The organism is Actinoplanes sp. G11-F43, assembly GCF_050589265.1.
Taxonomy (GTDB): Bacteria; Actinomycetota; Actinomycetes; order Mycobacteriales; family Micromonosporaceae; genus Actinoplanes.
Window position 1 is genome coordinate 140,417 of sequence record NZ_JBNZCE010000045.1, and the last position, 26,900, is coordinate 167,316.

At 71.5% G+C, this 26,900-nt stretch carries 27 protein-coding genes and 2 pseudogenes; 13 read left to right on the forward strand and 16 right to left on the reverse strand.

Going from position 1 to position 26,900, the window contains the following annotated elements; all coding sequences use genetic code 11:
* The 3 genes from asnB to ACQ0O7_RS39125 are packed head-to-tail and all read left to right on the forward strand — an operon-like array spanning position 1 to position 3,850.
* Positions 1–1,857, forward strand: coding sequence for an asparagine synthase (glutamine-hydrolyzing) (gene asnB / locus ACQ0O7_RS39115; protein WP_430790383.1), 1,857 nt, complete (start codon positions 1–3; stop codon positions 1,855–1,857).
* Positions 1,858–1,874: 17 nt separating this feature from the next.
* A complete protein-coding gene (locus ACQ0O7_RS39120; protein WP_430790385.1) occupies positions 1,875–2,471 on the forward strand; it encodes a nitroreductase family protein in 597 nt (198 codons plus the stop codon).
* Positions 2,459–3,850, forward strand: a complete 1,392-nt coding sequence (locus ACQ0O7_RS39125) for an NAD(P)/FAD-dependent oxidoreductase (RefSeq protein WP_430790388.1) — start codon at positions 2,459–2,461, stop codon at positions 3,848–3,850. Before ACQ0O7_RS39120 ends, ACQ0O7_RS39125 begins: the two co-directional genes overlap by 13 nt.
* Positions 3,851–3,976: 126 nt before the next feature.
* Here the strand turns inward: ACQ0O7_RS39125 and ACQ0O7_RS39130 are convergent, their stop codons facing one another.
* The 5 genes and pseudogenes from ACQ0O7_RS39130 to ACQ0O7_RS39150 form a co-directional block, all read right to left on the reverse strand.
* Positions 3,977–4,759 carry an SDR family NAD(P)-dependent oxidoreductase gene (locus tag ACQ0O7_RS39130; protein WP_430790390.1) on the reverse strand — a complete coding sequence of 261 codons (783 nt, stop codon included), beginning with the start codon at positions 4,757–4,759 and terminating at the stop codon, positions 3,977–3,979.
* Position 4,760: 1 nt separating this feature from the next.
* Positions 4,761–5,240 (reverse strand): annotated as a pseudogene (locus ACQ0O7_RS39135) (SDR family NAD(P)-dependent oxidoreductase); the annotation flags it as partial.
* A gap of 37 nt (positions 5,241–5,277) precedes the next feature.
* Positions 5,278–5,415, reverse strand: a pseudogene (locus ACQ0O7_RS39140) (SDR family NAD(P)-dependent oxidoreductase); the annotation flags it as partial.
* Positions 5,412–6,614, reverse strand: a complete 1,203-nt coding sequence (locus ACQ0O7_RS39145; protein ID WP_430790392.1) for a cytochrome P450 — start codon at positions 6,612–6,614, stop codon at positions 5,412–5,414. The gene ACQ0O7_RS39145 and the pseudogene ACQ0O7_RS39140, both read right to left, overlap by 4 nt.
* A 1-nt stretch (position 6,615) precedes the next feature.
* A complete protein-coding gene (locus tag ACQ0O7_RS39150; protein ID WP_430790394.1) occupies positions 6,616–7,314 on the reverse strand; it encodes a TenA family protein in 699 nt (232 codons plus the stop codon).
* A gap of 147 nt (positions 7,315–7,461) precedes the next feature.
* On the opposite strand from ACQ0O7_RS39150, the gene ACQ0O7_RS39155 reads away from it, so the two are divergent.
* Positions 7,462–8,217, forward strand: coding sequence for an SDR family NAD(P)-dependent oxidoreductase (locus ACQ0O7_RS39155; RefSeq protein WP_430790396.1), 756 nt, complete (start codon positions 7,462–7,464; stop codon positions 8,215–8,217).
* A 96-nt stretch (positions 8,218–8,313) separates the two neighbouring features.
* On the opposite strand, the gene ACQ0O7_RS39160 is transcribed toward ACQ0O7_RS39155, so the two are convergent.
* Positions 8,314–10,134, reverse strand: coding sequence for a BTAD domain-containing putative transcriptional regulator (locus ACQ0O7_RS39160; protein WP_430790398.1), 1,821 nt, complete (start codon positions 10,132–10,134; stop codon positions 8,314–8,316).
* Positions 10,135–10,678: 544 nt separating this feature from the next.
* Here ACQ0O7_RS39160 and ACQ0O7_RS39165 point away from each other — a divergent pair.
* Positions 10,679–11,020 (forward strand): antibiotic biosynthesis monooxygenase family protein, encoded by a 342-nt coding sequence (locus ACQ0O7_RS39165; protein ID WP_430790400.1) that lies wholly within the window; start codon positions 10,679–10,681, stop codon positions 11,018–11,020.
* A 50-nt stretch (positions 11,021–11,070) separates the two neighbouring features.
* On the opposite strand, the gene ACQ0O7_RS39170 is transcribed toward ACQ0O7_RS39165, so the two are convergent.
* Positions 11,071–12,642, reverse strand: a complete 1,572-nt coding sequence (locus ACQ0O7_RS39170; protein WP_430790402.1) for an FAD-dependent oxidoreductase — start codon at positions 12,640–12,642, stop codon at positions 11,071–11,073.
* Between the two features lie 207 nt (positions 12,643–12,849).
* Between ACQ0O7_RS39170 and accD the strand changes: the two genes are divergently transcribed.
* From accD to ACQ0O7_RS39185, 3 genes are read left to right on the forward strand one after another with little or no spacing between them, the layout of a single operon-like run.
* On the forward strand, positions 12,850–14,496 hold the full coding sequence (gene accD / locus ACQ0O7_RS39175; RefSeq protein ID WP_430790464.1) for an acetyl-CoA carboxylase, carboxyltransferase subunit beta: 1,647 nt from the start codon (positions 12,850–12,852) through the stop codon (positions 14,494–14,496).
* A gap of 19 nt (positions 14,497–14,515) precedes the next feature.
* Positions 14,516–14,971 carry an acetyl-CoA carboxylase biotin carboxyl carrier protein gene (locus ACQ0O7_RS39180; protein ID WP_430790404.1) on the forward strand — a complete coding sequence of 152 codons (456 nt, stop codon included), beginning with the start codon at positions 14,516–14,518 and terminating at the stop codon, positions 14,969–14,971.
* Between the two features lie 18 nt (positions 14,972–14,989).
* A complete protein-coding gene (locus ACQ0O7_RS39185) occupies positions 14,990–16,348 on the forward strand; it encodes an acetyl-CoA carboxylase biotin carboxylase subunit (RefSeq protein WP_430790406.1) in 1,359 nt (452 codons plus the stop codon).
* A gap of 101 nt (positions 16,349–16,449) precedes the next feature.
* Here the strand turns inward: ACQ0O7_RS39185 and ACQ0O7_RS39190 are convergent, their stop codons facing one another.
* The 7 genes from ACQ0O7_RS39190 to ACQ0O7_RS39220 all read right to left on the reverse strand — a co-directional run bounded on the left by ACQ0O7_RS39190 (position 16,450) and on the right by ACQ0O7_RS39220 (position 20,989).
* On the reverse strand, positions 16,450–16,827 hold the full coding sequence (locus ACQ0O7_RS39190; RefSeq protein WP_430790408.1) for a SchA/CurD-like domain-containing protein: 378 nt from the start codon (positions 16,825–16,827) through the stop codon (positions 16,450–16,452).
* Positions 16,827–17,576 (reverse strand): SDR family NAD(P)-dependent oxidoreductase, encoded by a 750-nt coding sequence (locus ACQ0O7_RS39195; RefSeq protein WP_430790410.1) that lies wholly within the window; start codon positions 17,574–17,576, stop codon positions 16,827–16,829. Before ACQ0O7_RS39195 ends, ACQ0O7_RS39190 begins: the two co-directional genes overlap by 1 nt.
* The gene (locus ACQ0O7_RS39200) at positions 17,573–17,902 is read right to left on the reverse strand and encodes an antibiotic biosynthesis monooxygenase family protein (protein ID WP_430790412.1); all 330 of its coding nucleotides are present in this window, start codon (positions 17,900–17,902) and stop codon (positions 17,573–17,575) included. Before ACQ0O7_RS39200 ends, ACQ0O7_RS39195 begins: the two co-directional genes overlap by 4 nt.
* The gene (locus ACQ0O7_RS39205) at positions 17,902–18,627 is read right to left on the reverse strand and encodes an SDR family NAD(P)-dependent oxidoreductase (protein WP_430790414.1); all 726 of its coding nucleotides are present in this window, start codon (positions 18,625–18,627) and stop codon (positions 17,902–17,904) included. The genes ACQ0O7_RS39200 and ACQ0O7_RS39205 overlap by 1 nt, the downstream gene beginning before the upstream one ends.
* A 19-nt stretch (positions 18,628–18,646) precedes the next feature.
* Positions 18,647–19,108, reverse strand: a complete 462-nt coding sequence (locus ACQ0O7_RS39210; RefSeq protein ID WP_430790416.1) for an anthrone oxygenase family protein — start codon at positions 19,106–19,108, stop codon at positions 18,647–18,649.
* Positions 19,109–19,121: 13 nt separating this feature from the next.
* Entirely contained in the window at positions 19,122–19,373 is a 252-nt protein-coding gene (locus tag ACQ0O7_RS39215) for an acyl carrier protein (protein ID WP_430790418.1), read from the reverse strand.
* A 92-nt stretch (positions 19,374–19,465) separates the two neighbouring features.
* Entirely contained in the window at positions 19,466–20,989 is a 1,524-nt protein-coding gene (locus ACQ0O7_RS39220; protein WP_430790420.1) for a peptide MFS transporter, read from the reverse strand.
* 192 nt (positions 20,990–21,181) lie between these two features.
* Between ACQ0O7_RS39220 and ACQ0O7_RS39225 the strand changes: the two genes are divergently transcribed.
* The 4 genes from ACQ0O7_RS39225 to fabG all read left to right on the forward strand — a co-directional run bounded on the left by ACQ0O7_RS39225 (position 21,182) and on the right by fabG (position 24,829).
* Positions 21,182–21,778, forward strand: a complete 597-nt coding sequence (locus ACQ0O7_RS39225; protein WP_430790422.1) for a PadR family transcriptional regulator — start codon at positions 21,182–21,184, stop codon at positions 21,776–21,778.
* Positions 21,775–22,995, forward strand: a complete 1,221-nt coding sequence (locus tag ACQ0O7_RS39230; protein WP_430790424.1) for an FAD-dependent monooxygenase — start codon at positions 21,775–21,777, stop codon at positions 22,993–22,995. Before ACQ0O7_RS39225 ends, ACQ0O7_RS39230 begins: the two co-directional genes overlap by 4 nt.
* 109 nt (positions 22,996–23,104) lie before the next feature.
* A complete protein-coding gene (locus ACQ0O7_RS39235) occupies positions 23,105–23,938 on the forward strand; it encodes a hypothetical protein (RefSeq protein WP_430790426.1) in 834 nt (277 codons plus the stop codon).
* Between the two features lie 135 nt (positions 23,939–24,073).
* Entirely contained in the window at positions 24,074–24,829 is a 756-nt protein-coding gene (fabG, locus tag ACQ0O7_RS39240; RefSeq protein WP_430790428.1) for a 3-oxoacyl-ACP reductase FabG, read from the forward strand.
* Between the two features lie 46 nt (positions 24,830–24,875).
* On the opposite strand, the gene ACQ0O7_RS39245 is transcribed toward fabG, so the two are convergent.
* A complete protein-coding gene (locus ACQ0O7_RS39245) occupies positions 24,876–25,739 on the reverse strand; it encodes an NAD(P)-dependent oxidoreductase (protein WP_430790430.1) in 864 nt (287 codons plus the stop codon).
* A gap of 183 nt (positions 25,740–25,922) precedes the next feature.
* Between ACQ0O7_RS39245 and ACQ0O7_RS39250 the strand changes: the two genes are divergently transcribed.
* Positions 25,923–26,093: a hypothetical protein gene (locus ACQ0O7_RS39250; protein ID WP_430790432.1), complete on the forward strand. Its 171-nt coding sequence runs from the start codon at positions 25,923–25,925 to the stop codon at positions 26,091–26,093.
* A gap of 42 nt (positions 26,094–26,135) precedes the next feature.
* On the opposite strand, the gene ACQ0O7_RS39255 is transcribed toward ACQ0O7_RS39250, so the two are convergent.
* Positions 26,136–26,882: a TetR/AcrR family transcriptional regulator gene (locus ACQ0O7_RS39255; RefSeq protein WP_430790434.1), complete on the reverse strand. Its 747-nt coding sequence runs from the start codon at positions 26,880–26,882 to the stop codon at positions 26,136–26,138.
* Positions 26,883–26,900 lie beyond the last annotated feature (18 nt).

Here is a 26,900-nt window from a genome sequence, read left to right on the forward strand (position 1 = left end):
ATGTGCGGCATCGTCGGCTGGGTCGACTTCACCCTCGACCTGACGAATGAACGCCCGACCCTGCGGGCCATGACGGACCGGCTGGCCGAGCGGGGCGTGGACGGCCGCGGGGTGTGGCTGAGCCGGCACGCCGGGCTCGGTCATACCCGGACCGCGGTCATCGACGTGGCCGGCGGCGCACAGCCGATGACGGCCGTACACGACGGCCGCGGCGCGACGGTGGTCTATAACGGCGAGGTCTACAACTTCAAGCAGCTGCGGACCGAGCTCACCGATCGGGGGCACCGGTTCACCACCCGCAGCGACACCGAGGTGGTGCTGCGGGCGTACCTGGAGTGGGGTCCCGGCTTCGCGTCCCGGCTGGAGGGCATCTTCGCCCTGGCGATCTGGGACGAGCAGCGGGCCGAGCTGATCCTGGTCCGCGACCGGCTCGGGGTCAAACCCCTGTTCTACGCGGCCCAGCCGGACGGGGTGGTGTTCGGATCCGAACCGAAGGCGCTGCTGGCGCACCCGTGGGTGCGGCCGGTGGTCGGGGCCGACGGGCTGCGGGAGCTGTTCGCCACCGCCAAACAGCCCGGCATGTCGGTGTTCCGGGACATGCGGGCGGTGCTGCCCGGCCATGTGCTGACCGTCGGCCGGGCCGGCGTGACCGACACCGTGTACTGGGAGCTGACCGCGACCGAGCACCGCGACGATCTGGACGGCACCATCGGGCACGTCCGTGAGCTGCTCGACGACATCGTGCTGCGGGAGCTGGAGGCGGAGGTGCCGCTGTGCACCGCGCTGTCCGGTGGGATCGACTCCAGCGCGATCTCGGCGATCGCCGCGAACTGGCGGTGGCGGCTGTCCGGCGAGCGGATCCGCACGTTCGTCACCACCTTCGACGACTACGCGGCCGCCTTCCGGCCCGACGACGTGCGGTTCGCCCCGGACGAGGTATTCGCCGCCGAGGTGGCCCGCGAGCTGCGCTCCGAACACGTGCGTATCGAGCTGAACACCGCGGACCTGATGGATCCCGCCGTACGGCTGGCCGCGCTGCGCGCCCAGGACATGCCCACCACCCTGGGCGACATGGACACCTCCAACTATCTGACCGCCCGCCGGATCAAGCAGCACTCGACGGTGGCGCTCAGCGGCGAGGTGGCCGACGAGATCTTCGGCGGCTACGGCTGGATGCACGACGAACAGCTGCTCGGCGCCGATGTCTTCCCGTGGGTGGCCAAGGAGTTCCTGCAGCCGGGTTCACCCCGGGGCCAGGGCCGGGGCCTGTTCGACCCGGCGTTCATCGACAAGCTGGAGCTGGGCGACTACTACGCCGACCACTACGCGCGGGCGCTGGCCCGGGCGCCACACGCCGAGGGAGAGGACGCCACCGAGCGCCGGATGCGCGGTATCAGCTACGTGACCCTCACCTGGTGGCTGCCGATGCTGCTGGATCGCGACGACCGGCTGGCGATGGCGAACGCGCTGGAACTGCGAGTGCCGTACGGCGATCACCGCCTGGTGGAATACCTCTACAACACCCCCTGGGCGATGAAGACGTTCGACGGGCGGGAGAAGAGCCTGCTGCGCGCCGCGGTCCGGGGGCGGGTGCCGCAGTCGGTGCTGGACCGGGTGAAGTGCCCCTGGCCGGTGACGCAGGATCCGGCGTACGCGGAGATGCTGCGCCGGCAGCTGGCCGACCTGCTCGCGGACCCGTCGTCGCCGTCGCTGCCGTTCCTCGACGTGCCGGCTGTCCGGGCCGCCGTCGAACGGCCCTCGGAGATCGCCCACCAGTGGGTGAGCCGGATGAACCTGGAGATGGTCCTGCAGTTCGACACCTGGCTGCGCGAGTACCGCATCGAGATCGCCGTCTGAGACCGGAGGACACCCCCATGGAGTACGCGGACGTGCTGCGCCGCCGCCAGATGGTACGCAGCTACACCGACGAGCCCGTCTCGGACGAGGCTCTGGAACGCATCGTCTCGGTCGTCGACCGGGCGCCCAGCGCCGGGTTCAGCCAGGGCTATCAGGTGGTGGTGGTCACCGACCCGAAACTGCGCCAGGCGGCGGCCGACGTGGCCGAGGCCCGTTACGTCGAACTCGGTTTCCCGCGCTGGATCGCGCAGGCGCCGGTGCACCTGTGGGTGGCGACCCGCGAGCAGACGTACCACGAGCGCTACGCCGGGCAGCCGGTCCGTGACGGCTGGTCCGAAGTCCCCTGGCCGGTGCCGTTCTGGTGGTTCGACGCCGGCGCCCTGTTCATGCTGTTGCAACTGGCCGCGCTCGACCAGGGTCTGGGCACCGGCGTGTTCAGCTCGGTCTACACCGACGAGCTGCGGGCGCTGTCCGACGTGATCGGCCTGCCGGAGGACGTCGGGCTGGCCGGGGTGATCACGATCGGGCACGAGGACCGCTCGAAACGGATGCCGATCCCGCCCGGCGCCGCCCGCCGCAAGCCGCGAGACGAGATCGTCACATGGCGCCGGTGACCCCGGCGCCGGGTGGGCGCGTCGTCGTTCTGGGCGGCGGCATCGCCGGGCTCGCCACAGCGGTGGCGCTGGCCCGGACCGGCCGCACGGTCCAGGTGATCGAACGGGACGAGCCGCCGGTGGACCCGGCCGCGGATCCGTTCTCCGGCTGGCCGCGGCGGGGCGTGCCACAGTTCCGGCTGCCGCACGGGTTCTCCGCGCGGGCCCGCAACCTGCTGGCGGTGCGGGCCCCGGACGTGCTGGACCGGCTCCGGGCTCGCGGGGTCGGCGAGGTCAACCTGTTCAAACGGTTCGTGCCGGCGGCCGACTGGGCGCCCGGTGACGAGGCGTTCACCAACATCTGGGCGCGCCGTGCCGTACTGGAGCTGGTGCTGCGGCTGGCCGCGCAGGCCGAGCCGGGCGTGGTCTTCCACTGCCCGGCGGTCGCCACCGGCCTGCGGCTGGCACCCGCACCGGACGGGCCGCCGCGGGTGTCGGGCGTGGAGCTGGCCGACGGCCGGTTCGTCGAGGCCGACCTGCTGCTGGACTGTGCCGGGCAGCGCAGCCCGGTGCCGCGCTGGCTGGCCGCGCGGGGGATCGACGTGCCGGCCGACGTGCAGGACTGCGAGACCGCCTACTACAGCCGCTACTACCGGTTCACCCCGGACAGCGAGCTGCCGCGGCTGTCGGTGGCCACCCTGCGCGGCGAGTTCCCGCTCGGTTCCTGGATCGGGTTCGCCGGTGACGACGACACGTATGCGTTCGCCCTGGAGTGTCATCCGGCCACGCCCGGGGTGAAGCGGTTGCGTGACACCCGGGAATGGGAGGAGCATGCCGGGGCGATCGAGGCGCTGGCCCCATGGATCGACCCGCGCAACGGCACACCGCTCACCGATGACGTGCAGGTGATGGCCGGCAACCGCAACGTGCGCCGGCACTACCTGGACGGAGGTGTCCCGGCCGTGCTGGGTCTGCTGCCGGTCGGTGACGCGCTGTGCAGCACCAACCCGGCGTACGGCTGGGGTTCGGCGATGGCCCTGACCTACGCCTTCGCGGTGGCCGACGCGGTGGCCGCGCACGGGCCGGACCTCGCGGCGGTGGCTCGCGCCTACGACGCGGCCACCGCGGGTGAGGCGGACGCGGTCTACCGGGAGGCGGCGGCCATGGACCGGGCCCGGATATACCGGGTCACCGGGCGGCCGGTGCCGGCGGAGGACCGGGCCGAGATGCACCGTCAGGATCTGATCACGGCGGCACTGGCCGGCGGGGTGCTCCGGGACGTGGAGCTGGCCCGGGCGTTCAATCGCCGGGTGAATCTGGTCGGGCCGGCGTCGGTGGTGCTCGGCGGGGACGACCTGCTGCGACACGCCGACCGGGTGCAGCGGATCGCCGCCGGCTGATCCCGGACCGCACACGTTCGCGCCCGTGGCCACTGACGGCCACGGGCGCGAACGTGTGCGGGTGTCGGCCGGGTTCGGTGTGGCGGATCGCGTGCCGCAGCCCCGCGGGACCCACCACCGGCGAACCTAGTTGGGACGCTGGTACCGCGACGGCGGTGCCATTCCCGCGTCGATCAGCAGGTCGGTGCCGGTGATGCTGCGCACCTGGCCGGAGGCGAGCAGGACCACCATGGCGGCGATCTCCTCCGGATCGATCAGCTTGCCGGTGGCCAGCCCGGACATCTTCGGCACCAGGTCCAGGAACTCCTCGGGGGTCATCCCGGCCTTCGCGGCGATCGCCGGGTTGGTCCACAGCCGGGTCTTCACCGGGCCGGGCAGGATGGTGTTCACCCGCACCCCCTGAGGGGTGAACTCCGCGGCGAGCGCCTTGCCGATGATGGAGACCGCGGCCTTGGCGGCCGAGTAGTGTGCCAGGCGCGGGTCGGCCATCTCGGCGTTCATCGATCCGATGTTGACGATCGCGCCGTCCCGCCCGACCAGGCTGGGCAGGGCCGCCCGGCAGGCCCGGACGGTGGTCAGCACGTTGAGATCGAACGTGTGCCGCCAGACGTCGTCGTCGATGTCGAGGAAGCCGGCGGCGAGTTTGACCCCGCCGCCCACGTTGTTGACCAGGATGTCGACGCCGCCGAACTCCTCCAGGGCCCGGTCCACCAGGCGTGCCGGGCCGTCGTCGGTGAGCAGGTCCACCGTCATGGTGTACGGCGTGGCCTCCTTCAGTTCCGGAGACACCGTGCGCGCGCCGCCGAGGACGTCGGCGCCGGCGCCGGCCAGGGCCCGGGTCACGGCCAGCCCGATGCCGGCACCGGCACCGGTGACCACCGCCTTCTTTCCGGTCAGGTCGAATCGCATGTCATCTCCTGTCTGTCGGGCTGAGTTCACGCGGCATGCTGAGGAAGCGGCCGGTGGGCGCGTCGTCGGGCAGCGTCGCCACGTCGGCGATGAACCTGGCCGCCACCTCGGGGGGTGTCTGCTGGCCGGGCATCATCCGGGTCCGGACCCGGCCCGGGTTGACCGCGTTGACGAGCACCCCGGTCCCGGCGGTCCGGTCGGCGACGAGGGTGGTCAGGCCGTTGAGGGCGGCCTTGGAGAGGGAGTAGCCGGGCGCCGCGGCGAACAGCGCCCCACCGAATTCGGCGGTGGTACCGCTGGAGATCAGCACCACCCGTCCCCAGCCGCGCCGCACCATCGGCGGGACGAAGGCCTGCAACAGCCGCCAGGTGCCGATCAGGTTGGTCCGCAAGGTGGCCTCGACCGCGTCGAGTGGGGTGTCCAGCGGACCGGTACCGGCGTCCAGGAGCACTCCGGCGTTGCAGACGAGCACGTCGACGTGGGGGTGCTGGGCGGCAGGGCACCGACTCCGGGCCGAGTTCCGCGGCGGCTTCGATCACCGCCGCGGCGTCGCGCCCGCTGACCACCACGTCGAGGCCCCGGGCGTGCAGTTCGGCGGCGACGGCCCGGCCGATCCCCCGGTTGGCGCCGGTGACCAGCGCGGTGCGGGCGGTCACCAGGTCACCGGTACCTCGCTGAAGCCCTCCATGAAGCCGCCGATGGCGCGAGGCAGGGCGGCGGCCGGTACGGCGAGGCGAATGTCGGGGAAGCGGCGCAGCAGGGTCTCGGTGGCGACCTGCAGTTCCATCCGGGCCAGCGCGGCACCCACGCAGTAGTGGATGCCGGCGCCGAAGGTCATGTGGTGGTTCTCGGTGCGGTGGATGTCGACGGTGAACGGGTCGGCGAAGACCCGCTCGTCGGTGTTGGCCGACTCCTCGGACAGCAGCACGCTCGAGCCCTTGGGCAGGATCGTGCCGTCGGTGAGCTCGATGTCCTCCAGGGCGTACCGCAGGGTGCCGATCGAGGATCCCATGATCTGGGTGCGCAGCATCTCCTCGACCGCCGACGGGACCAGCGACCAGTCCTGCTGGATCTGCTTCTTGAGGTCCTGACGGTGCAGCAGCACGGCGGTGGCGGTGCCGATCTGGCTGGCGGTGGTGACGTACCCGGCGATCAGCAGGCTGCGGGTCCAGTGGTGCAGCTCGTACTCGGAGAGCCGGTTGTCGTCCTCGTCACGAACCTTGATCAGGCTGGTGATGAGGTCGTCCGCACCCGGGTTGTCGCGTTTGAAGGCGATCAGGTCGACCAGGTAGTCCCACAGACCGGTGCGGCACTCCTGAACCTCCTCCGGGGAGAGTTTGGTGACCGACAGGAAACCGTCGACGAGTCGCCGGAACCGGTTGCGGTCCTCCGGCGGGATGCCCAGCAGCTTGCAGATCACCAGGATGGGAAGCGGGAAGGCGAGGGCCTCGTTGAGCTCCACCGGCTTCGGGGCGGCCGCCATCGCGTCCAGGAGTTCGTCGGTGACCTCCTGGGCGTACGGGCGGAGCAGCTCGATGCGGCGCGCGGTGAACGCCTTGGTGACCAGTCCGCGCATCCGGGTGTGGTGCGGCGGGTCGCCGTCGATCTCCGGGTCGACGAACAGGTCGTTGTCCTTGGTGATCCGGGCGACCTCGGGCCGGGCGATGTTCTTGCTGAGCCGGTCGTCGGCGAACAGTCTGCGCACGTCGGCGTAGCGGGTCACCATCAGGGCGGTGTCCCCGCTGGGCAGGCTGACCTCGACCAGGGACCGGTCGTGCAGGCCCTTCAGGGCTTCGGGGACCTCCATCACGGGGGTCCAGGGGAACGGGTACGGGATCGGGGCTGATGTGGTCACGTCACTGCGCCCTTTCGTTGTGGTGCTCGGCGGGAACCCGGCGATCAGCGGCCGCGGCGCAGGCCTCGGCGAACGCCTTTTCGTATCGGACCCCGATCGAGAACTGCTCGATGATGAGACGCCTGGCCTCCGCTCCCCCGGTGCGCCCGGCTCGGTCGACGGCGTCGAGGAAGGCCTGTACGGCGTAGTCGTAGTCGTCGCCCGGGTGGTACACCTCGATCCACGGCCGGTATCTCGAACCGGCCGCTGACGTGGTGAGCAGGTGGCCGGAGACCTCGGCGTTGAACCACACCATCGGCAGCAGCGCGCCGAGGCCGGCCGGGTAGGAGCTCGCGGTCGCGGCGGCCAGGAACGAGGTGTGTGCCCTGGTCGCCGGATCCAACGGAACCCGGTCGCGGGCCGGTGGGGTGCCCAGCGGGCCGGCCAGGTCGCGGTAGGAGGCACGGAGCCGGTCGCGGGCCTCGATCGTGCCAACGACGGAGTGGCCCAGTAGCAGGGTGTCCTGATCGGCGGGGGCCGCGGCGGCGCACCGGGCCAGGGCCCGGGCGTATCCGGGCAGCAGTCCCGCGGTGTCCTGTTCGACGAAGTGGGCGAGCGCCGGGCCGGGCAGTGTCCCGTCCCGGAGTCCCGCCCAGAACCGGTGGTCCAGGACGTCCCGGAGCACCGGGTCACGGATCTCCCGCAGTTGTTCACGCAGCATCGGTATCCCTCTCGTCCACTCGCGGCGAACCTAGACCGGCCGCGGCGACGATCACTCGATGCGCGCTGAAGTGGTGGCCGGTGCGGGCCCAGCCGCCGTCGAGGGCGCTGCCCGACAGTGGTGCGGCAACCGACGACAGGAGACGTGATGGATCTCGGACTGGACGGCAAGCGGGTGCTGGTCACCGGCGCGACCCGGGGTATCGGCCGGGCCACCGCGCGGGTGTTCGCCCAGGAGGGCGCGCGGGTGGCGATCACCTATCACTCGGCGAAGGATGCCGCGCGGCAGGTGGTGGAGGAGGAGCTGGGCGGACCGGATCGGGCGATGGCCCTGCCCTACGACCTGGCCGATCCGGCGAGTGTCCGGGAGGCGGTGCGGGCCGTCGAGCAGCGGTGGGGCGGGGTGGACGTGCTGGTGGCCAACGCGCAGACGTGGGTGTGGACCGATCCGGAGGACACCCCGGCGTTCGCCGGGCTGCCGATGGAGCAGTGGCTGGACCGCTTCCGGGAGAACGTCGAGGGCCATCTCTGGACGGTCCGGGAGGTGCTGGGCGGGATGCGGGAGCGCGGCTGGGGCCGGGTGGTGCTGCTGTCGTCGGTCACCGCCACCTACGGCAATCCGGGTTCGGAGCTGTACAGCGCGGCGAAGGCGGCGTTGCACGGCTTCGCGCGTGGGCTGATGTGGACGCGGGGCGGGGTGCTGGCGAACGTCGTCGCGCCGGGCGGCACTCTCACCGAGAGTCTGGAGGCGGTGGATCCGGCACTGCTGGAACGTGCCACGCAGGAGACTCCGAGCGGGCGGCTGAGCACTGCCGACGAGGTGGCCCGGCTGATCGTCTTCCTCGGTTCGGCGGCCAACGGCAACATCAACGGTGAGGTGGTGCACACCGCCGGCGGCCGGTGACCGCCGGCGGCCGGTGACCGCCGGCCGGCGTGGCCCGGCCGGGTCGCGCCGTTCGCGCGCGGGCCGGCCGGGCCACTCAGGGGTGGGGGTGCGGGCTCATGCCGCCGGGTGGATGAACTCGCGGTTGAGGCGTTCCTGGGCGTAGAGGCGGACCAGGCGGTGCAGCTGGTAGTGCACGACGTCGCTGTCGCGGTCCGAAGTCGCCTCGAGCAGGTGATTGTTGACCAGGCGGCCGAGCTGGTCCTCGACCGCGTCGGTGTCGGCGCCCAGCAGGTTGGCGGCGGTGGTGATGGTGAAGGTGGGTGGTGGCAGGAGGCTGACCAGGCGCAGGGCGCTGCGGTCGTGCGGTGCGAGCCGGAAGTAGGTCTTGTCGTAGTTGGCGCGGACGTCGAAGTCGGCGAACCGGAGCTGGTCGAGCGGGGCCGATCCGGAGTCGAGCAGGGCGGCCATCCGCTGCAGTGTCAGGGTCGGCACCGCGTTGAGCCGGGCTCCGACGCAGCGCAGGGCCAGGGGAAGGTATCCGATCCGGTGGATGATCCGTTCGGCGTCGGCGCGCTCGGCGGTGACCCGGTGCGGCCCGATGATGCGTCCGAGCAGGGTGAGGCATTCGTCCGGGTTCATCATGCCGAGCTTGACCACCCGTACGCCGGGCAGGTCCTGTAGTCCCCATCTGCTGGTGATGACGACCGCGCTGGTCGGGGTGGCCGGCAGCAGTGGGAAGACCTGGGAGGCGGAGAGAGCGTCGTCGAGCACGACCAGCAGGCGTTTGCCGTCGGTGAGGGTGCGGAAGAGGCTGCTGCGTTCCTCCAGGGTGGCCGGCAGTCGTTGCTCGGGCACACCGAGCCCGCGCAGGAATCCGACGAGCACGTCGGCGGGGTCGGCGGCGCCGGCCGGTGAGGGCCCGCGCAGGTGGGCGTAGAGCTGACCGTCGGGGAACTGGGCCTTGTCGACGTGCGCGGCGTGCAGGGCCAGTGTGGTCTTGCCGACTCCCGCCATGCCGCAGATCGAGACGGCGCGGGCCGTGGTGCCGCCGTCCCGGAAGGCGATCATCCGGCGGATCCGGGCCAGCGGCGCGCCCCGGCCGGTGAAGTCGAGGGTGTCGGCGGGCAGTTGCGCCGGGACGATCGCCGGGTGTGCGCGGCGGGACGCCCCATCGGCCGCCGGATCGCCGTCCTCCGGTGTGGCCTGCAGCAGCGAGTGGTGCAGGCGCTGCATCGAGGCGGACGGCTCCAGCCCGAGTTCGTCGGCGAGCAGGCCGCGCAACTGGCGGAACACCTCGAAGGCCTCGTAGCGGCGGCCGGCCTGGTTCAGCGCGGTCATCAGGTCGGCGTGGAAGCGCTCGTGCAGGGGGTAGGACCGGACCAGTTCCTGCAGTTCGCTGATCAGTTCGTCGTAGCGGCCGAGGCTCATGTCCGCGTCGATGCGGATGCCCAGGACCCGGAGCCGGTTCTCCTCCAGCCGTGCGGCGTGGGCCGACAGGATCTGGCCCTCGGTCACGCCGGAGAGCACACGGCCGCGCCACAGTTGCAGGGCTTCGGCGAGCAGAGCGCTGGCCCGTTCGGTCTCGCCGGCCTCGTGGGCGGCCCGGCCCCGCTGGGCCAGTGTGTCGAACCGGCAGACGTCGAGCTGGTCGTCGGAGACGTCGAGCAGGTAGCCGCACGACTGGGTGTGCAGGCGGGCCAGTCCGGACAGGTCGAGGACGTCACGGCGCAGCTTGTAGATGTAGGTCTGCAGGGTGGTCATCGCGCTGCCGGGCGGGTTGCTGCCCCAGAGTTCGTCGATGAACTCGCTGAACTGGACGATCTGATTTCGACGGACCAGCAGGAACGCCAGAACCTGGCGGACTTTGGGTGCGGTCGGTGTGATGTCCCTGCCCTGATGCTGGACGGACAGCGGACCGAGAATGGAGAAACCCACTATGCCTCCCCCTCGCGTTCAGTGGGCTGATTACTCACCGGTATTTTTCCGGCATCGACCGAGACTCATTCGTCCGCCCAGAAATTGCGATGGACAAACCGTTCCCGGTCTTGAGAAACGAGGGTGCCATGCCCGCATGTTCCATAACGGAAGCACGAACCCCCGCCCTTGACCTCTATATAGCTTATAGCGGAATTAATAGTTCATTTCGGGCATCCAATCTCCCACCGGGACCCGAAGTCTGGGAGTTCAGTTACGAATCGTAAACAGTACTTACCTGACCGTCAACACCACCAAATCGGCCACGAGTCCGTTTCGTTGCCTTTCGCGCACCCTACCGGAAACGTGAATAGCAGGTAAGGAAACTATTAGGAAACGTAAAAGGCATTGACGGCCATAATGCGATGGACCGGCGGCGACACGTCGAGGGATCCTCGAGCGGAACACCGTCGGCAAAGAGGGCGCGCCAGCCGTTCACCAGCATTGCGCAGTCTACTGGGGACGAACAAGGTTCCGGTGCCCGCCCGACGAGAGGACCGCATCGATGTCCGACTCTCAGCCCTTCCCCGCCACCTCCGGCCCGCCCCGGATCCGGGTGCTGATCCACGCGGCGGCGCCCGACGGCGAGCCGGACGCGGTCACGGCGGCCTACCACCGGATCAGCACGGACCTGGCCGGCACACCCGGCCTGCTCGGCAACGAGCTGCTCCGCCTCACCGGTGATCCGGAGATCTTCGTGGTGATGAGCGAGTGGGAGAGCCTGGACGCGTTCCGCCTCTGGGAGAGCGGGGCCGGCCACCGTGGGGTGACCGCGCCGCTGCGCCGCTACCAGCGGGCGCCGGGCAGCCGTCCCTTCGGGGTCTACGAGGTCGCCGCCGCCTATTGACCCACGACGGCGGGCGGGCCGGCACCCGGCCGGCCCGCCCGCACCCGGGCTCAGAAGGCTCCGGCGAGCACCTCGCGCAGCACCCCGGTGAGCACCTCGGCCCGGCCGTCGACCGGTCCCGGACTGCGCCAGGCGATGTAGCCGTCCGGGCGCAACAACACCGCGCCGTCGGGCCGGCAGCCGTACCGCTGCTCCCAGACGCCCTCCGGGTCGAGCAGGTCGGCACCGACCCGGAACGCCGTCAGCGGCACCCCGGTCCGCTCCGCGCAGCGCGCCGCCGCGGTCGTCCAGGCATCCCCGGTCGCACCGGTGAGCAGGACGAACGAGTCGTGACACAGGTCGTGCACGGTGATCCGCCGGTCGTCGTGATCCAGCCAGACGTGCGGCGCCCGGGTGCCCGGCGCGGCATCGGCCGGCAGGTCGGAACCGTACGGGACGTCAGGCCCGTCGCCCAGCACCGCCGCCGACCGGTAGCGCTGCCCCAGGGCCAGCACCACGTCGTCGACGTCCTCGAAGCCGGACTCCCCGCCGAACCGGGCCCGCTGGCGCCGCACGGTGATGTCGGCCAGCGCCAGCGCCACCGGCCGCCGCTCCTGCTCGTAGGTGTCCAGCAACCGGTCCCCGGCCACCCCGCGCAGCCGCAGAGCCAGCTTCCACGCCAGGTTGTGCGCGTCCTGCACCGCGGCGTTGGCGCCCATCGCCCCGGCCGGCGGCCACACGTGGGCGCTGTCGCCGGCCAGCAGGACCCGGCCGCTGCGGAACCGGTCGGTGACGCCGACGGCCTCCCTCCAGGCTGCCACGTCCAGCACCTCCACCGGCACGCCGGCTCCGATCACCGAGGCCGCGATCCGGGCGCAGCGCTCGGCGGTGAAGTCCGCGACGGTCTCGGTGGCCGGATCCCAGGCGACGCTGACCGCCCACTGGTCCGGTTCCGACGTGGTCAGGAACGAACCCTGGCCGATCTCGTCGTTCACCACGATCCAGAACATCGCCCGTTGCCGGATGATCTGCGACAGATCGGCACGGATCAGAATGGTCACCCAGTTCTGGGTGGTTCCCACCCCTTCCCGGACGATGCCGGCGGCCGGCCCGATGGCGCCGCGGAACCCGTCCGCCGCCACCAGATAAGAGCATCGCAGCGTCTGCTCGGCACCGTCCGGGCCGGCCACCGTCGCGGTCACCCCGTCGTCGTCCGCGGCCACCCGCAGGCACCGGTGCCGGAACCGGATGTCGGCGCCGCGCTCGCTGGCCGCGGCGATCAGCAGCGGCTCGACGCTGCGCTGATCGGCCATCCCGAACTCGCAGGCGGTCAGCTCGGGCAGCGGCTTGCGGGTGTCGTCGGCGAGGACCCACGTCCACGGGCCGCTCAGGGTGGTGCAGCGCACCACCCCGGACTCGTCGTCGAACGGCCGCCCGGCCGCCCGGATCGGCTCCTCCAGGCCGTACGGCCGGTACAGCTCCATGGTGCGCTGGTTGATCCCGCGGGCCCGGCCCTGGATCGAGGCGCCCGGGCTGCGGTCCACCAGCACCGTCCGGACCCCCTGGTGCGCCAGGAACAGCGCGGCGGTCAGGCCGGCGTAGCCGCCGCCCACCACGAGGACCTCGGTCTGCTCGGTCGGCATCGTTTCCTTCTCTCTGTCGGCGGCATGTCGGCGCGCCCCTGCCGGCAGCCCGGCCGGAGACCTGCCCGGACAGCTTGTGCCCGGCGGCTGGAGACCGGGTAGACGCCGGGTGTCACGGTCGCGGGCGGAGGCCGCGCGACGTCCCGGGCGGATGGAGCGGGATTCCAACGGCCGTTGAGCCGCCACCGCGACCATGCCGGAGTGACTCTGGAGACTTCTATCCCGACCATCGAGGCCGAGTGGGTCGCCTGCGACGGATGCCGCTCCCTGATCTACGGCCCTCGCTTCGATCGTGACCTGCGGGTGTGCTCCGGATGCGGCAGGCATCACCGGCTCACCGCGCAACACCGCATCGAGCAACTCCTGGACACCGGCAGCGCGGTCCGGCTGGAGCCGCCGGCGGTACCGCACGACCCGCTCGCTTTCGTCGACTCCCAGCCCTATCCCCAGCGCCTGGACCGGGCCCGGGCCGAGACCGGTCTGACGGATGCCGTCGTCTGCGTCACCGGCACGCTGCTCGGGCACCCGGTGGTCGCCGCCGTGATGGACTTCCGGTTCCTGGGCGGCAGTCTCGGGGTGGCGGCCGGGGAGGCGATCACCGCGGCCGCCGAGGAGGCACTGCGCCTGCGGCAGCCGCTGATCATCGTGACCGCCTCCGGTGGCGCCCGGATGCAGGAGGGCGCGCTCTCCCTGATGCAGATGGCCAAGACCAGTCAGGCGCTGGGCGAACTGGACCGGGCCGGGGTGATGACGGTCTGTGTGCTGACCGATCCGACGTACGGCGGGGTGGCCGCGTCGTTCGCGACACTCGGCGATGTGGTGCTGGCCGAACCGGGCGCACGGATCGGGTTCGCCGGGCGGCGGGTCATCGAACAGACCATCGGGCGGGAGCTGCCGGACCGCTTCCAGACCGCCGAGTTTCTCCAGGAGCACGGACTGGTCGACGCCGTGGTGAGCCGGGCGGCGCTGCGCCCGACGATCGGCACGGTGCTGGACGCGCAGGGCCCGCCGGCCGCCAGGCCCGTCGCCGTGCCCTCGGCCGGGCTGATCCGTGACCCGGAGCAGCTGGCGCCGGCCGATCCCGGGGAGATCATCCACGGCGCGCGGCACCCGGACCGGCCCGCCATGCTGGATTACCTGGCCCACCTGTCGGACGGTTTCCTGGAGCTCAAGGGTGACCGGATCGGTGGCGACTGCCCCGCGCTGATCGGCGGCCTGGCGCGCATCGACGGCCGGGCCGTCGTCGTGCTCGGCTTCCAGAAGGGCCGCGACACCGCCGAACGACTGCGCCGCAACTTCGCGATGGCGCTGCCGCACGGCTATCGCAAGGCGGCCCGGCTGATGCGGCTGGCCGCCAAACTGGGCCTGCCGGTGGTGACCCTGGTGGACACGCCGGGCGCCCATCCGGGGATCGAGGCCGAGGAGAACGGGCAGGCCTGGGCGATCGCCGAGAATCTGCGGCTGATGGCCGGACTGCCGGTGCCGATCGTCGCGGTGGTGACCGGTGAGGGTGGCAGCGGCGGTGCGCTCGCGCTGGCCGTGGCCGACCGGGTGCTGGCGTTCTCCGGCGCGATGTACTCGGTGATCAGCCCGGAGGGGTGCGCCGCGATCCTGTGGAAGGATCCGGCCGCGGCGCACCGGGCCGCCGCCGCGCTCCAGATCGGCGCCCGTGACCTGCTGCGGCACGGCATCGTCGACGCCGTCATCCCGGAGCCGCCCGGTGGCGCGCACGCCGATCCGGCGGGCGCCGCCGACCGGCTGCGCACGGCGCTCGCCGAGGCGCTGCGTGACGTCGTGGCCATCGCCCCGCACGACCGTACGGCCCAGCGCCGTCGCCGGTTCCGCAAGTACTGACCAGAAAGCCGAGGGGACGATGACAATCGAGGCAACCGGAGGCTCCGCCACCGGTATGGACGACCTCTGCCGGTACGCCGAGCGCCTGACCGCGTCGGTGCACGGTCCGCTGCGCAGCATCCGGGTCCGCGCCGGTGACCTGCAGGTCGAGTTGGAGTGGTCCCCGCCGGAGTCCGCGGCGCTCGCCGCGGTGGCCGACCCGGAGCCCGCCGCGGCGGGCACGGCCGCCGACGGGACCACGCCGGTGACCGCGCCGCTGGTCGGCACCTTCTACCACTCGCCGTCGCCGGACGAGCCGCCGTTCGTCCGGGTCGGTGACGTGGTCACCGCCGGTCAGCAGGTGGGGATCGTGGAGGCGATGAAGTTGATGAATCCGGTGGTGACCGAATCGTCCGGCCGTGTGGTCGACATCCCGGTGCCGGACGCCACCCCGGTCGAGTACGGCGAGCCGTTGATCGTGCTCGCACCGGCCTGAGACCGAGGAGGAACAGCCGTGTTTTCCACCGTTCTGATCGCCAACCGGGGTGAGATCGCCCTCCGGGTGGCGCGGACCTGCCGCGAGATGGGCATCCGCACCATCGCGGTCTGCTCCGACGCCGACCGTGAATCGGCCGTGGCCCGGTACGCCGACCGTTGTGTGCGTATCGGCCCGTCCGCGGCCCGGCACAGTTACCTCAACCCGGCCGCCCTGGTCACCGCCGCGCTGCAGAACGGCGCGGAGGCGGTCCACCCCGGCTACGGCTTCCTCTCCGAGGACCCGGACTTCGCGGAGATCTGCGAGGCGAACGACCTGACCTTCATCGGGCCGCCGGCCGCCCTGCTGCGGCGCCTCGGCGACAAGGCGGACGCCAAACAGATCGCCCGCGAGGCCGGTCTGCCCACCCTGCCGGGTAGCTCCCGGTCGCTGCTGACCGTCGAGGAGGCCCGCGAGGTCGCCGACCGGATCGGCTACCCGCTGATCGTGAAGGCGACCGCCGGCGGCGGGGGCCGCGGCATGACGGTGGTCCGCGACGGCCGCGACCTCGGCCAGGCGTGGGGCCGGGCCCGGGCGGTCGCGCAGAGCACCTTCGGCGACCCGAGGCTCTACATCGAGCGGTTCCTGGAGAACGCCCGTCACATCGAGGTGCAGGTGCTCGGTGACGGCCGGGGCGGGGTGGTGGAACTCGGCGAGCGGGACTGCTCGGTGCAGCGCCGCCGGCAGAAACTGATCGAGGAGACCCCGGCGCCCGGGCTGCCGGCCCGGCTGTCCCAGCGCATCCGGGACGCCGCGGTGCGGGCCGCCCGGCACGTCGACTACGCCGGAGCGGGCACCTACGAGTTCCTGGTCGACGAGGACGAGTTCGTGTTCATGGAGGTCAACTGCCGGATCCAGGTCGAGCATCCGGTGACCGAGATGGTGACCGGCATCGACCTGATCCGGGAGCAGCTGCGGGTGGCCGCGGGGTACGGCCTCTCGGTGACCCAGGACGACGTGCGCCCGCGCGGGGTGGCCATCGAGTGCCGGATCAACGCCGAGGACCCGCTGCGCGGATTCCTTCCCACGCCCGGGACGGTGGCCGAGTTCCTGCCGCCGAGCGGCCCGTTCGTGCGGGTGGACACGCACGGCTATCCCGGTTTCCGGGTCACCGCCGACTACGACCCGATGCTCGCCAAGGTGTCGGTGTGGGCGCCGGACCGGCGGCAGGCGATAGCCCGTGCGGACCGGGCGCTGGAGGAGTTCCGGGTGGCCGGGCGGGGTGTGCACACCACCCGGGACTTCCTGCGCGAGGTGCTGGCCGATCCGGCCTTCCGGGCCGCCAAGCACACCACCGGGCTGGTCGACACCATGACGCCGGGGCGGGACGTGGACTGAGCCCGCCGGCGGGGGCGGTACGCCGTACTCCGCAAGGATCTCGACCGAACGCCGGGAGGCGGTCACCGTGCGGTGACCGCCTCCCGGCGTTCCGGACCGTCTCAGGCGGGTGTGTAGGTGTCCCGCGACAGCTGGGAGATGCAGCGCATGGTGGCGTTGCGGAAGTAGTGCTGGAAGCCTTCCACGTCGCCGGTGTCACGCTGTTGCGCCAGGTACGGCGCCAGCTGCTGCTCCAGCGAGTGCACCCCCTGCTGGCCCGCCATGTGCCGGCCGATGGCGGAGAAGTCGCCGCTGTAGTGGATGACCCGGACCATCAGGTCGTCCTTGATGAAGACCGCGGTGCCGAGCAGTTCCCCGACCGGCTCGCCGTCCGGGCCGGTCAGAACCGGCGAGTCGACCCGCCGGAAGTTGGCGAAGATCTCCGCGATCTCATCCTCGTTCCCCGGTTTGACCGCGTAGGTGATGGCTGCGTAGGGCATCAGATTCCTCCGTCCACGTGCAGGATCGATCCACTGACGTACCGCGACTCGTCGCCGACCAGGTAGACCACGGCACCGGCGACGTCGGCCGGGGTGCCGAGACGGCGCAGGGCCGTCATCTGCTTGATCAGGTCGGCGACCGGGGGCGGCGGGCCCGGGTCGGTTTCGGTGACGATGACGCCGGGCGCGATGACGTTGACCCGGATCCCGCGGTCGCCCACCTCCCGGGCGAGGGTACGGGTGAGCCCGACCAGAGCGCTCTTGGCCGCGGCGTAGTGCGCGCTGTGCGGGCGTCCGCGCAGGGCCGCCGACGCGCCGATGTGCACCACCGAGGCGCCCGGGCTGAGCAGCCCCAGGGTCTCCCGGGAGACCAGGAAGGCAGCGGTGAGGTCGAGGTCGAGGACCCGGTCCCACTCCTGCGGGGTCATCTCCTCGAGGGCGGCCCGGCCGTCCACGCCGACGTTGTTGACCACCGCGTCCAGTCCGCCGAGCTCGTCCCGGCAGATCCCGGCGAGGTGGCGTACGCCGGCCTGGTCGGTGACGTCGGCGCGGACCACCCGGTGCGGGCCGCCGCCGGCGTCCTTGAGTTCCGCGGCGAACAGGTCGGCGGCGGCCTCGTCGTGGGCGTAGCACAGCACCAGCCGGGCGCCGCGCCGCGCGCAGGCCAGCGCGGTGGCCCGGCCGATGCCCCGGGTGCCACCGGTGATCAGGACACGTCTGCCGGCGAGCGAGCCGGCCGGCTCGCTCATCGTGCGGTGATGGCGCCGGTCATGCCGTACACCACCCGCATCGTGGTCATCGACCCGCCGGACCGGTACGGATGCAGCTTCGTCCGGTGCTCGACGTGTGCGTCACTGCGCTCGAATTCGCGGAACCGCTGCTCGTCGGCCCAGTCGCTGACCACGTAGTACACCGAGCCCTCCTCGGTGCTGCGTGACAACCAGTGTCCCCGGTTCGCCGGGTGCTGGGCGATCACGCTGCCGACCCGGTGCCAGGTCTGCTCGAACTCCTGTTCCATCCCCGGGTGGATGACCATCCGCAGCATCACCCGGAACGGGCCGCCGGCCTCGGCCATCAGATGCCTCCGTCCACGTTGAGGACCTCGCCGTTGATGAACGACGCCTGGTCGCTGGCGAGGAACTGCACCGCCGTGGCGATCTCGTCCGGGCGGCCCAGCCGGCCCAGCGGGATCATCGACTGGTAGCGCTGCAGCACTGCCGGCGGGGTCTCGGTCTCGGTCTGGATCGGGCCGGGGGCGACCACGTTGATCCGGATGCCGCGCGGGCCGAGTTCCTTGGCCAGCGACCGGGTCAGCCCGATCAGGCCGGACTTCGCGGCGGTGTAGTGCGCCCGCAGCGGGATGCCGACGGTGGCCACCCGCGAGCCCACGTTGACCACCGAGGCGCCCGCGCCGAGCAGCGGCAGGGCGGCCTGGATGATCCGGGCGGCGGCGGTCAGGTTGCTGTCGACCACCCGTCGCCACTCGTCGAGGTCGAGTTCGGCGAAGGGCACGTGGCTGATCACGCCGGCGTTGTTGACGATCGCGTCGAGGCGGCCGAACCGGACCCGGCATTCGTCGATCAGCGCGGCGACGTCGTCGGCGCTGGTGACATCGGCCCGGACGACGTGGTGCTCGCCCGGGATCTCCTTGAGTTCGGCGGCCAGGCCGGTGGCGAACTCGTTCTCGCTCCGGCTGCAGGTGATGACGTCCGCCCCGGCTCGGGCCAGGCCCAGCACCACGGCCCGGCCGATGCCCCTGCTACCCCCGGTGACCAGCACCTTCTTACCCGAGACATGCACGGTGGTTCCTCCTTGCGGGCTAGAGCAGCACGGTGACTGCGACAAGATTTGTGGCGAACGCCAGCACGGCCAGTGCCGTGCGGACGAGGTTCCAGTTGCGCCAGCTCAGGCGCGGATCGGCGTGCTCCCAGTCGGCCGGGCGCACCTGTGGATCCAGCGACATGACGTACCGGTTGATCGGGACGTTCTTGAACACCGAGATCGCCATGACGATCAGCAGCAGCACACCCGCGGATCCGAACAGCACCCGGGCCAGGTCGCCGTCGGCCACCACCGCCAGGGCGAGGTCGAGGACGCAGGCCAGCGCGTTCATGATCGGCATGAACGGGTCGTAGCGTTTCCAGAGGTACTGGATGGTGGCCACGTACCGTTCGTAGGAGACGGCCAGGCTCATCGGCGCGAGCCCGATGACGGTGGACACCATCACGCCGACGGCGATCCCGTTGGCCAGCAGCGTGATGGGGATGAGGAGGCGGTCCACACCGGTGCGCTGGTCAGCTCGCGGCGATGGCGCGAGCGTTGTCGACGTAGGCGATCACGGCGGCCGGCGTGGTCAGCCCGGTCAGCTCCTCCTCCGGGATCTTGACACCGTACTGCTGCTCGATCCGGGCGCACATCTCCAGTACGGCCAGTGAGTCGTAGCCGAGGGCGCTCAGTTCGGTGTCGGCGATGTCGCCGTCGATGTCGACGGATTCGTCCACCCCGCCGCTCTCCCGCAGCAGGCGCCGGATGTCATCGAGGGTCATTGCACTCACGCTTCCTTGTGGTCGGGGCGTACCGTCGCCGGCCGGCAGGCCGGCGGTTCGATGGGCTCAGGCTGCCGGGCGCACGTCGGAGGTCACTGGAGGACGGCTGGATCGGGGGCGGCCGGGCGGCCGCCGGCCGGGCCGGGCTGTTCGAACGGCGCGCCCAGACGGCGCCGGGCGGCCACGAAGATCGCCGCCACCAGGAGGGTGAGCACCCCCAGCGAGAGGTAGTAGACGGGCGCGGACAGCACATCGATCAGCGCGGCCACCTGGCTGCTCAGCCCGCCGCCCATGGCCGCGAACAGCCAGTAGACGCCGATGCCCTGACCGAGGAAGTCGCGGGGCACCAGATCCGAGATGGCGCTGATGCTGACGGCCGCCACCACGATCTCGCCGCAGGCGTGCAGCAGGTAGACGCTGAGCAGCCACAGCGGCGAGACCCGCTGGCCGTCCGCGGCGGCGGTCGCGGCCACCGCCATCACCAGGAAGCTGACACCGGCGACGGACAGACCGAAGGCGAATTTCGCGGGTACGCCGAACCACCGGTTCAGCCGGGGCAACTGCCAGGCGAACAGCGGCGCGATCAGCAGCATGAACAGGGGTGTCGCGCCCTGCAGCCAGCTGGCCGGCAGGGTGAAGCCGAGCAGTTCGCGGTCGGTGGAGTCCTTGGCGAAGAGCGTCAGCACCGAGCCGTCCTGCCCGGCCAGCAGCCAGAACAGGGTGGCACCGAGGAAGAGCCGGAGCATCACCGACAGCCGCCACCGGGCGCCGGAGTCCAGTGCCGGGTTGCGGCGCAGTCTCAGGTAGGCGCCCCAGGGTGCGGCGATCAGACCGAGCCCGATCAGCATCAGCGCGGCCATCGGCGGCACCAGCCCGGTGCCGAGCAGCACGATCACCAGGGCCGCGGTCCCCAGCGCCAGTGGGGCGGTGCGCCGGCGCAGGCGGCGTTGCTCGGCGGGTGACAGGGGACGGGTCGGTCCCCGGCCCACCTCGCCGTAGGAACGCCGGCCGGCCTGGACCGCGAACACGCCCACGGTCAGCACCACTCCGATGGTGGCGAACGCCAGGCTCCAGCTGACCCGCTCACCGATGGAGCCGATGATCAGCGGTCCGCACAGGCCGATGACCTGGATGCCGACGAACAGCGCGGCGATGGCGGCCTCGCGGCGTCCCGGCGTACCGGCCAGGATGTTGATCATCGCCTGGTGGTTGGGTTTGAACAGGCCGAAGCCACAGGCGATGAGCAGCAGCCCGAGCGGGGTCAGCCCGTCCGGCGGCAGGGCGAGGCTGTAGCAGCCGAGGGCGATCAGGCCGGGGCCGAGCACGATCGCGCGTTGCTGGCCGAGCACCCGGTCGGCCAGCCAGCCGCCGGGCAGGGCCATCATGAAGGTGATGCCGATGTAGGCGCCGAAGACGGCGGCGGCACTGCCCTGGGACAGGCCCAGCCCGCCGTCGGCGGCCGGGGCGACCGCGTAGAGCACGAGGATCGCCTGCACGCCGTAGAAGCCGAAACGCTCCCACAACTCGGCGACGAACAGGTTCCGGAACCAGCCGGCGGAGTACAGCCGCGGAGCCGGCCGTACCTGCTCGGCGGAGAGACGTGACGTCGTAGCCATGAGGCATCACCTTCTGGGCCTGGGGTTGAGCGGCCAGCCTGGGACAGCGGGATCCAACCGCGATTGAGTGCGGCTTGAGCCGCCCACGGGCGCCATGCGGCACCGTCGCGTCACGACAGTCCGATGTAGGCGAAAGTTAGTTGAAGCTGATTGGTCGACTCTGTATAGTCCGGATCGACTAAGGAGCACCACGTGGAACGACGGCGTAAGGTTCCCAACCCACTGGCCCTGGTGGTTCTCGCGTGGTTGAGCATGCAGCCGCTGCACCCCTACGAGTTGGGGCGGCGCCTGCAGGGCAGCGGCCAGGATCGCCACATCAAATACACCCGCAGCTCGCTCTACATGGTGGTGGAGCAGCTGGCGAAGGCCGGTTTCATCGCCGCGCGGGAGACGGTCCGCGAGGGGCAGCGCCCGGAGCGGACGGTCTACGAGATCACCGGCAGCGGCCGTGACGAGTTCTACGAGTGGCTGCGCGAGCTGGTGGCCCAGCCTCGCGAGGAGTACCCGCAGTTCGCCGTCGCGCTGTCACTGCTGAGTCTGCTGGCGCCCCGCGAAGCGGTAGACCTGCTGCAGAAACGGCACACCGCGCTCACCGTCAAGATTCAGGAAACCCGCAAGCTCGTGCAGGAGGCCGCGGACAGCGGCGTGCGCTGGATCTTCCTCGTCGAGGAGAGGTATGCGCTCGCGATGCTGGAGGCGGAGCTCGTCTTTCTCACCGAACTGACCGGTTCACTCGGCGACCCCGACTACATCAAGTCGTGGCAGGAAACCTTCGGGAGTCTCACATGACAGCGGTTCGAACTGCCCTGGTGGTCGGTGGCGGCGTGGCCGGCCCGGTGGCCGCGATGGCCCTCCGCAAGGCCGGCATCGAAGCCACCCTCTTCGAGGCCTACCCCACCGCCGCCGACGGTGTCGGCGTCACCCTGACCCTCGCCCCGAACGGCCTGGCCGCTCTGGGCATCCTCGGTGTGGACGACGTGGTTCGCGCCATCGGCCAGCCGATGAACACCACCGTCGTCACCGACGGCTACGGTGCGCTGATCGGCACCACCCCCAACCCGGCGGTCGAGCCGGAGACCCTGGGCGTCTGGCGCGACGAGCTGTCGCGGGTGCTGCTGGAGCAGGCCGCCGCGCAGGGCGTCCGGGTCGAGTACAACAAGCGGCTCGTCGACGTGACGGAGTCCGCCGACGGTGTCACCGCGGTGTTCGCCGACGGCACCACCAGCACCGGTGACGTGCTGGTCGGCTGCGACGGCATCCGGTCGAAGGTCCGTTCCCTGATCGACCCGCAGGCGCCGGCGCCGAAGACGACGGCGCTGCTCAACTTCGGGGCCGCGGCGGACTGGGTGCCGCCGGGCGCCGAGCTCGACACGATGTATTTCTCCTTCGGCAAGAAGGCGTTCTTCGGCTACTGGGCGCAGCCCGACGGCCGCACCGCCTGGTTCGCCAACGTCCCGGACCCGCGCATCATGAGTTTCAGCGAGGCCAACGCGACGTCGCGGGAGACCTGGCTGGAGTCGCTGCGCGAGACGTTCGCCGAGGACACCCCGGCCCGCGACATCGTCAAGCACACCCGGGCGGAGAACCTGGTCGCGATCGGCTCGATCGAGAGCATGCCGCCGGTGCCGCACTGGTATCGCGGACGCATGGTGCTGGCCGGTGACTCGGTGCACGGCCCGTCGCCGAGTTCCGGTCAGGGCGCGTCGATGGCGGTGGAGAGCGGCATTCAGCTGGCTCGCTGCCTGCGTGACCTGCCCGACGTGCCGAGTGCGTTCGCGGCGTACGAGGAGCTGCGCCGCGGCCGGGTGGAGAAGATCATCGTGCGGGGCGCCCGCACCACCAACAGCAAGAGCATGGGCAACTTCGCCAAGACGATGATGCGGATCATGATGCCGCTGGCGCAGAAGACCTTCCTGAACCCGGAGAAGACGCTCGGCCCCGAGCAGCGTTACCGCATCGACTGGGACGCCCGGGTCACCGCCCCGGCGGCTGCCCCGGTCGCCTGATCCACCGGCGGGCGGCGATCTCACGACCGCCGCCCGCCGCGGCTCCGCCACCGCCGCCGGTCATCGTCCGGTGGCCGCCCGCCCGTCCCTTCGTGATCGGAGGTCTCCCATGACCGACACCGAATCTCGCCGCATCGACTCCTTCACCTCCCCGCGGCCCGCCGACATGCAGGTCCATCTGCACAACGGCGAGCTTCTCGTCGAACTGGTGGAGACCGACGTCGTGGCCGTCGTCGTGGCCGCCGTCCTGGACCCGGACCGGCGGCTGGCCGAGCTGATCGGCTCGCCGGCCGATCCGGCCGTCGCCCCGGAAGCGGTCCGCAAGACCCAGGTCCAGTTCGAACACGGTCATCTGGTGGTGCAGGCACCCAGCGGCCGCCTCAAGTCGGTGCCGCTGCGGATCATCGTGCGCGCGCCGTACGGCTCCGACGTGACCCTCACCGGGAAGAAGGGCCGCTACACGGTGACCGGGCCGGCCGCCGGGGTGCGGGCGACCTGGGACCAGGGTGACCTGACCACCACCGGCACCGTCTCCGGCCGGACGAAACTGCGGGCCGACGAGGGCCGGGTGCGCCTCGATCAGCTCGCCGGCGCCGCCGATCTGCGGGTCGGCACCGCCACGCTGGGTGTCGCCCACCTCGGCGGCGCCACCACCATCACCACCGGTAGCGGCACCGTCGAGCTCGGCACCGTCTCGGCGGACGTGTCGCTGACCACCGGGGCGGGCACCGTCACCGTGGCCGACGCGGTGGCCGGCTCACTGACGATCAAGACCGGTCCCGGCTCCATCCGGATCGGGGTGCGCCCGGGTGTCGCCGCCGCGGCCGAAATCTCCAGCCGCAACGGCCGGACCGTCAACGAGCTGCCCGAGTCCCCCGGTGACGCGCCGCTGCGCATCGACGCCAGCTCCACCAGCGGCGACGTGACCGTCACCAGCGCCTGAGACAACTCCTCCGGAGGCCCTCCCGGGGCGACCCCCTCCACCCGGGAGGGCCTCACCATGCCCCGCGCCGGCCCGGCGAACCGCCACAGTGGGCGTCGAGCCCGGCTCGATGCCCGGCCGGGACGATGATCCGACATGAGGGCGACGGGAGAGACGATGGCGGCACCCGGGGTAGCGATGATCAGCGGCGGTTCTCGCGGCATTGGCCGGGCGGCCGTGCTGCGGCTCGCCCGAGACGGCTACGACATCAGCTTCTGCTACCGCCACGACGAGCACGCGGCGCTGATGGTGGCCAAACAGGTCGAGGCGGCCGGCCGGCGTGTCCTGGCGATCCGGGTCGACGTCACCGACCGGGCGGCGGTCCAGCTGTGGGTGCAACGTACCGAACAGGATCTCGGGCCGGTGACGGTGGCCGTGACCAGCGCCGGTGTGATCCGGGACCGGGCGCTGGCGCTGATGGAGGACGACGACTGGCACCAGGTGATCGACACCAACCTGGGCGGGGTCTATCACCTGTGCCGGGCGCTGGTGCTGCCGATGACCCGGCGCCGCGGCGGCTGCCTGATCAACGTCTCGTCGGTGGCGGGTGTGTACGGCGTGCCCGGTCAGACGAACTATTCGGCGGCGAAGGCCGGCATCATCGGCTTCTCCCGGGCGCTGGCCAAGGAGACCGGCCGGTACGGCGTCCGGGTCAACGTGGTGGCGCCCGGCTACATCGACACCGGCATGCTGGCATCGATGTCGCCGGCGGTGCGGGAGAAGAGCCTGCAGGCGGTGCCGCTGGGCCGGCCTGGGCAGCCGGACGAGGTGGCCGACGCGATCGGGTACCTGGCTCAGGCGGGGTATGTCTCCGGTGCCGTTCTGCAGATCGACGGGGCGTTGAGCTTGTAGGACCGGTCGCGGTGATGGGCGGCTCCGCCCATCACCGCGTTCGGCGTCAAGGCAGGTCCACCACGGCGGCCGCGTCTCGGTCACCGGCACCGGACCGGACCAGTTCGGCGAACCGGGCCGCGGCAGCCGCGGACACCGGCAGGTCACGGCCGTGTCCGCCGGCTTCGGCGATCGCGAGTTCGAGATCCTTGAGCATCAGCCGGGCCCGGAACTGGGCCGGCTCGTACCGGCGCTCACGGGCCATCTCGGCCCGGAAGGCCAGTGTCGGGGAACTGAATCCGCTGGCGGTCAGGGCGGTCAGCAGCAGATCCCGGTCGACCCCGGCACCGTCGGTCAGCCGGATCGCCTCGGCCATCGCCGCCACCTGGTTGCCGAGCATCAGGTTGAACGCCAGTTTGAGAGTGGCGGCGGCACCCGCCGGGCCGACGTGCCGGACGTCGGGGCCGAGCGCGTCCAGCACCGGGCGGACCTCGTCGGCGTTCTCCCGGGGCCCGGCGGTGAACACCCTCAGTCTGCCCGCCAGCGCCATCGGCGGGTTGCCGATCACGCAGGCCTCGACCCGGCGGATGCCCTCCTTGTCCAGCCGCCCGGCCGCCTCGATGGCGTACGCCGGTGACACCGTGGAGGTGTCGACGACGACCGCTCCCGGCCGGAGCCGGCCGGCCATCGCCCCGAACAGCACCTCGTCGACCGCGCGTTCGTCGGCGAGGCTCAGCACCACGATCCGGGCGGCTCCGGCCGCCTCCGCCGCGGAGGCGGCGACGCGGGCCCCCGCGGCGGCCACCGGCACGATTCGTTCCGGTGTGCGGTTGAACACCGTGACCGCAAAGCCGGCCGCGCACAGCCGCCTGGCCATGCCGCCACCCATCGCGCCCAGCCCGACGAAGGCCAGATCCTCTCGACTACCCACTGTCTCTCTCCGTCCCGTGCACCCGGTAGCTGACGGCCTGATCGTCGCGGGCCCGGCTCGACGCCCGTTCCAGCACGGGCCTCGCCGGGGTGCGCCGCCTCGAGCACCACTCGAGGCGGCGTTCAGCGTTCTCCCGCACGCTGGGCCGGCACGACGGGCGAAGACGAGAGCGGGGACAGGGTGATGGCAGCAGTGGGCCGCTGGGTGGTACGTGCGATGCGCACCAGCGGCCGGGTGATGTGGCGGAGTTTCGCCCAGTACGGCGCCATCATGACGGGAACCGTCATCCCACCGCAGCCGCCGCCGGCCGAGGAGCCCGTCCAGGTCCCGGATCACGTGCCGGACTGGCTCTGAGCGGTCGGCCGAGCGGGGTGCGGCGGCGCGGTCGGCGCCCGGTTACCGCTCGAGGAGTCGTTCCAGGCCGTCGAGGACGCGGTCGAGGCCGAAGCGGAAGACCCGGTCCGGGTCGCTGACCGCGTTGTACTCCTGGCCGGCGGTCTGCCCGACCCGGCCGGAGATGGGATAGTCGCCGGCCGGCATCAGCCGTTCCAGGACGGGTGCGTTGCCGGCCCACCATTCGGCGTCGGTGATGCCGGACTCCTGGGTGGTGCGCAGCGCGCGCACCGATGACCGGGCCGCCCCGGCGGTGTAGTCGCTGAGCATCGTCACCACCTGGTCCATCTCCAGGTCGGTGAAGCCGGCGCCCTCGATCCCGGCGAGCTGCCACTCGTAGAGGTCCGAGCCGTGCGGGCCGATCCAGGGCCGGCTGTCCTCGACCTGCAGCAGCCAGGGGTGCCGGTGGTAGAGGTCCCACAGGTGCCGGGCGATGCCGGTGAGCCGCTGCCGGAGGGGGCCGTCGTGGGCGGGCAGCGGCGTCTCCCCGGTCACCTCGTCGATCATGAGACCGATCAGTTCCGAGCGTCCCGGTACGTACGTGTAGATCGACATCAGTTTGAGCCCGAGCCGGTCGGCGACCTTACGCATCGAGAACGCCGGGAGTCCCTCCTCGTCGGCGACCGCGATCCCGGCCTGGATCACTTCGTCGACGCTGAACCGCTGCCGGGGTCCCCGGGTTCCCCGCGGTGTGCCGAGGGTGCGCCGCCAGAGCAGGGCGAGGGTGCGGTCGATGGTCTCGTCAGCCATGTGCACAGATTACCCCGT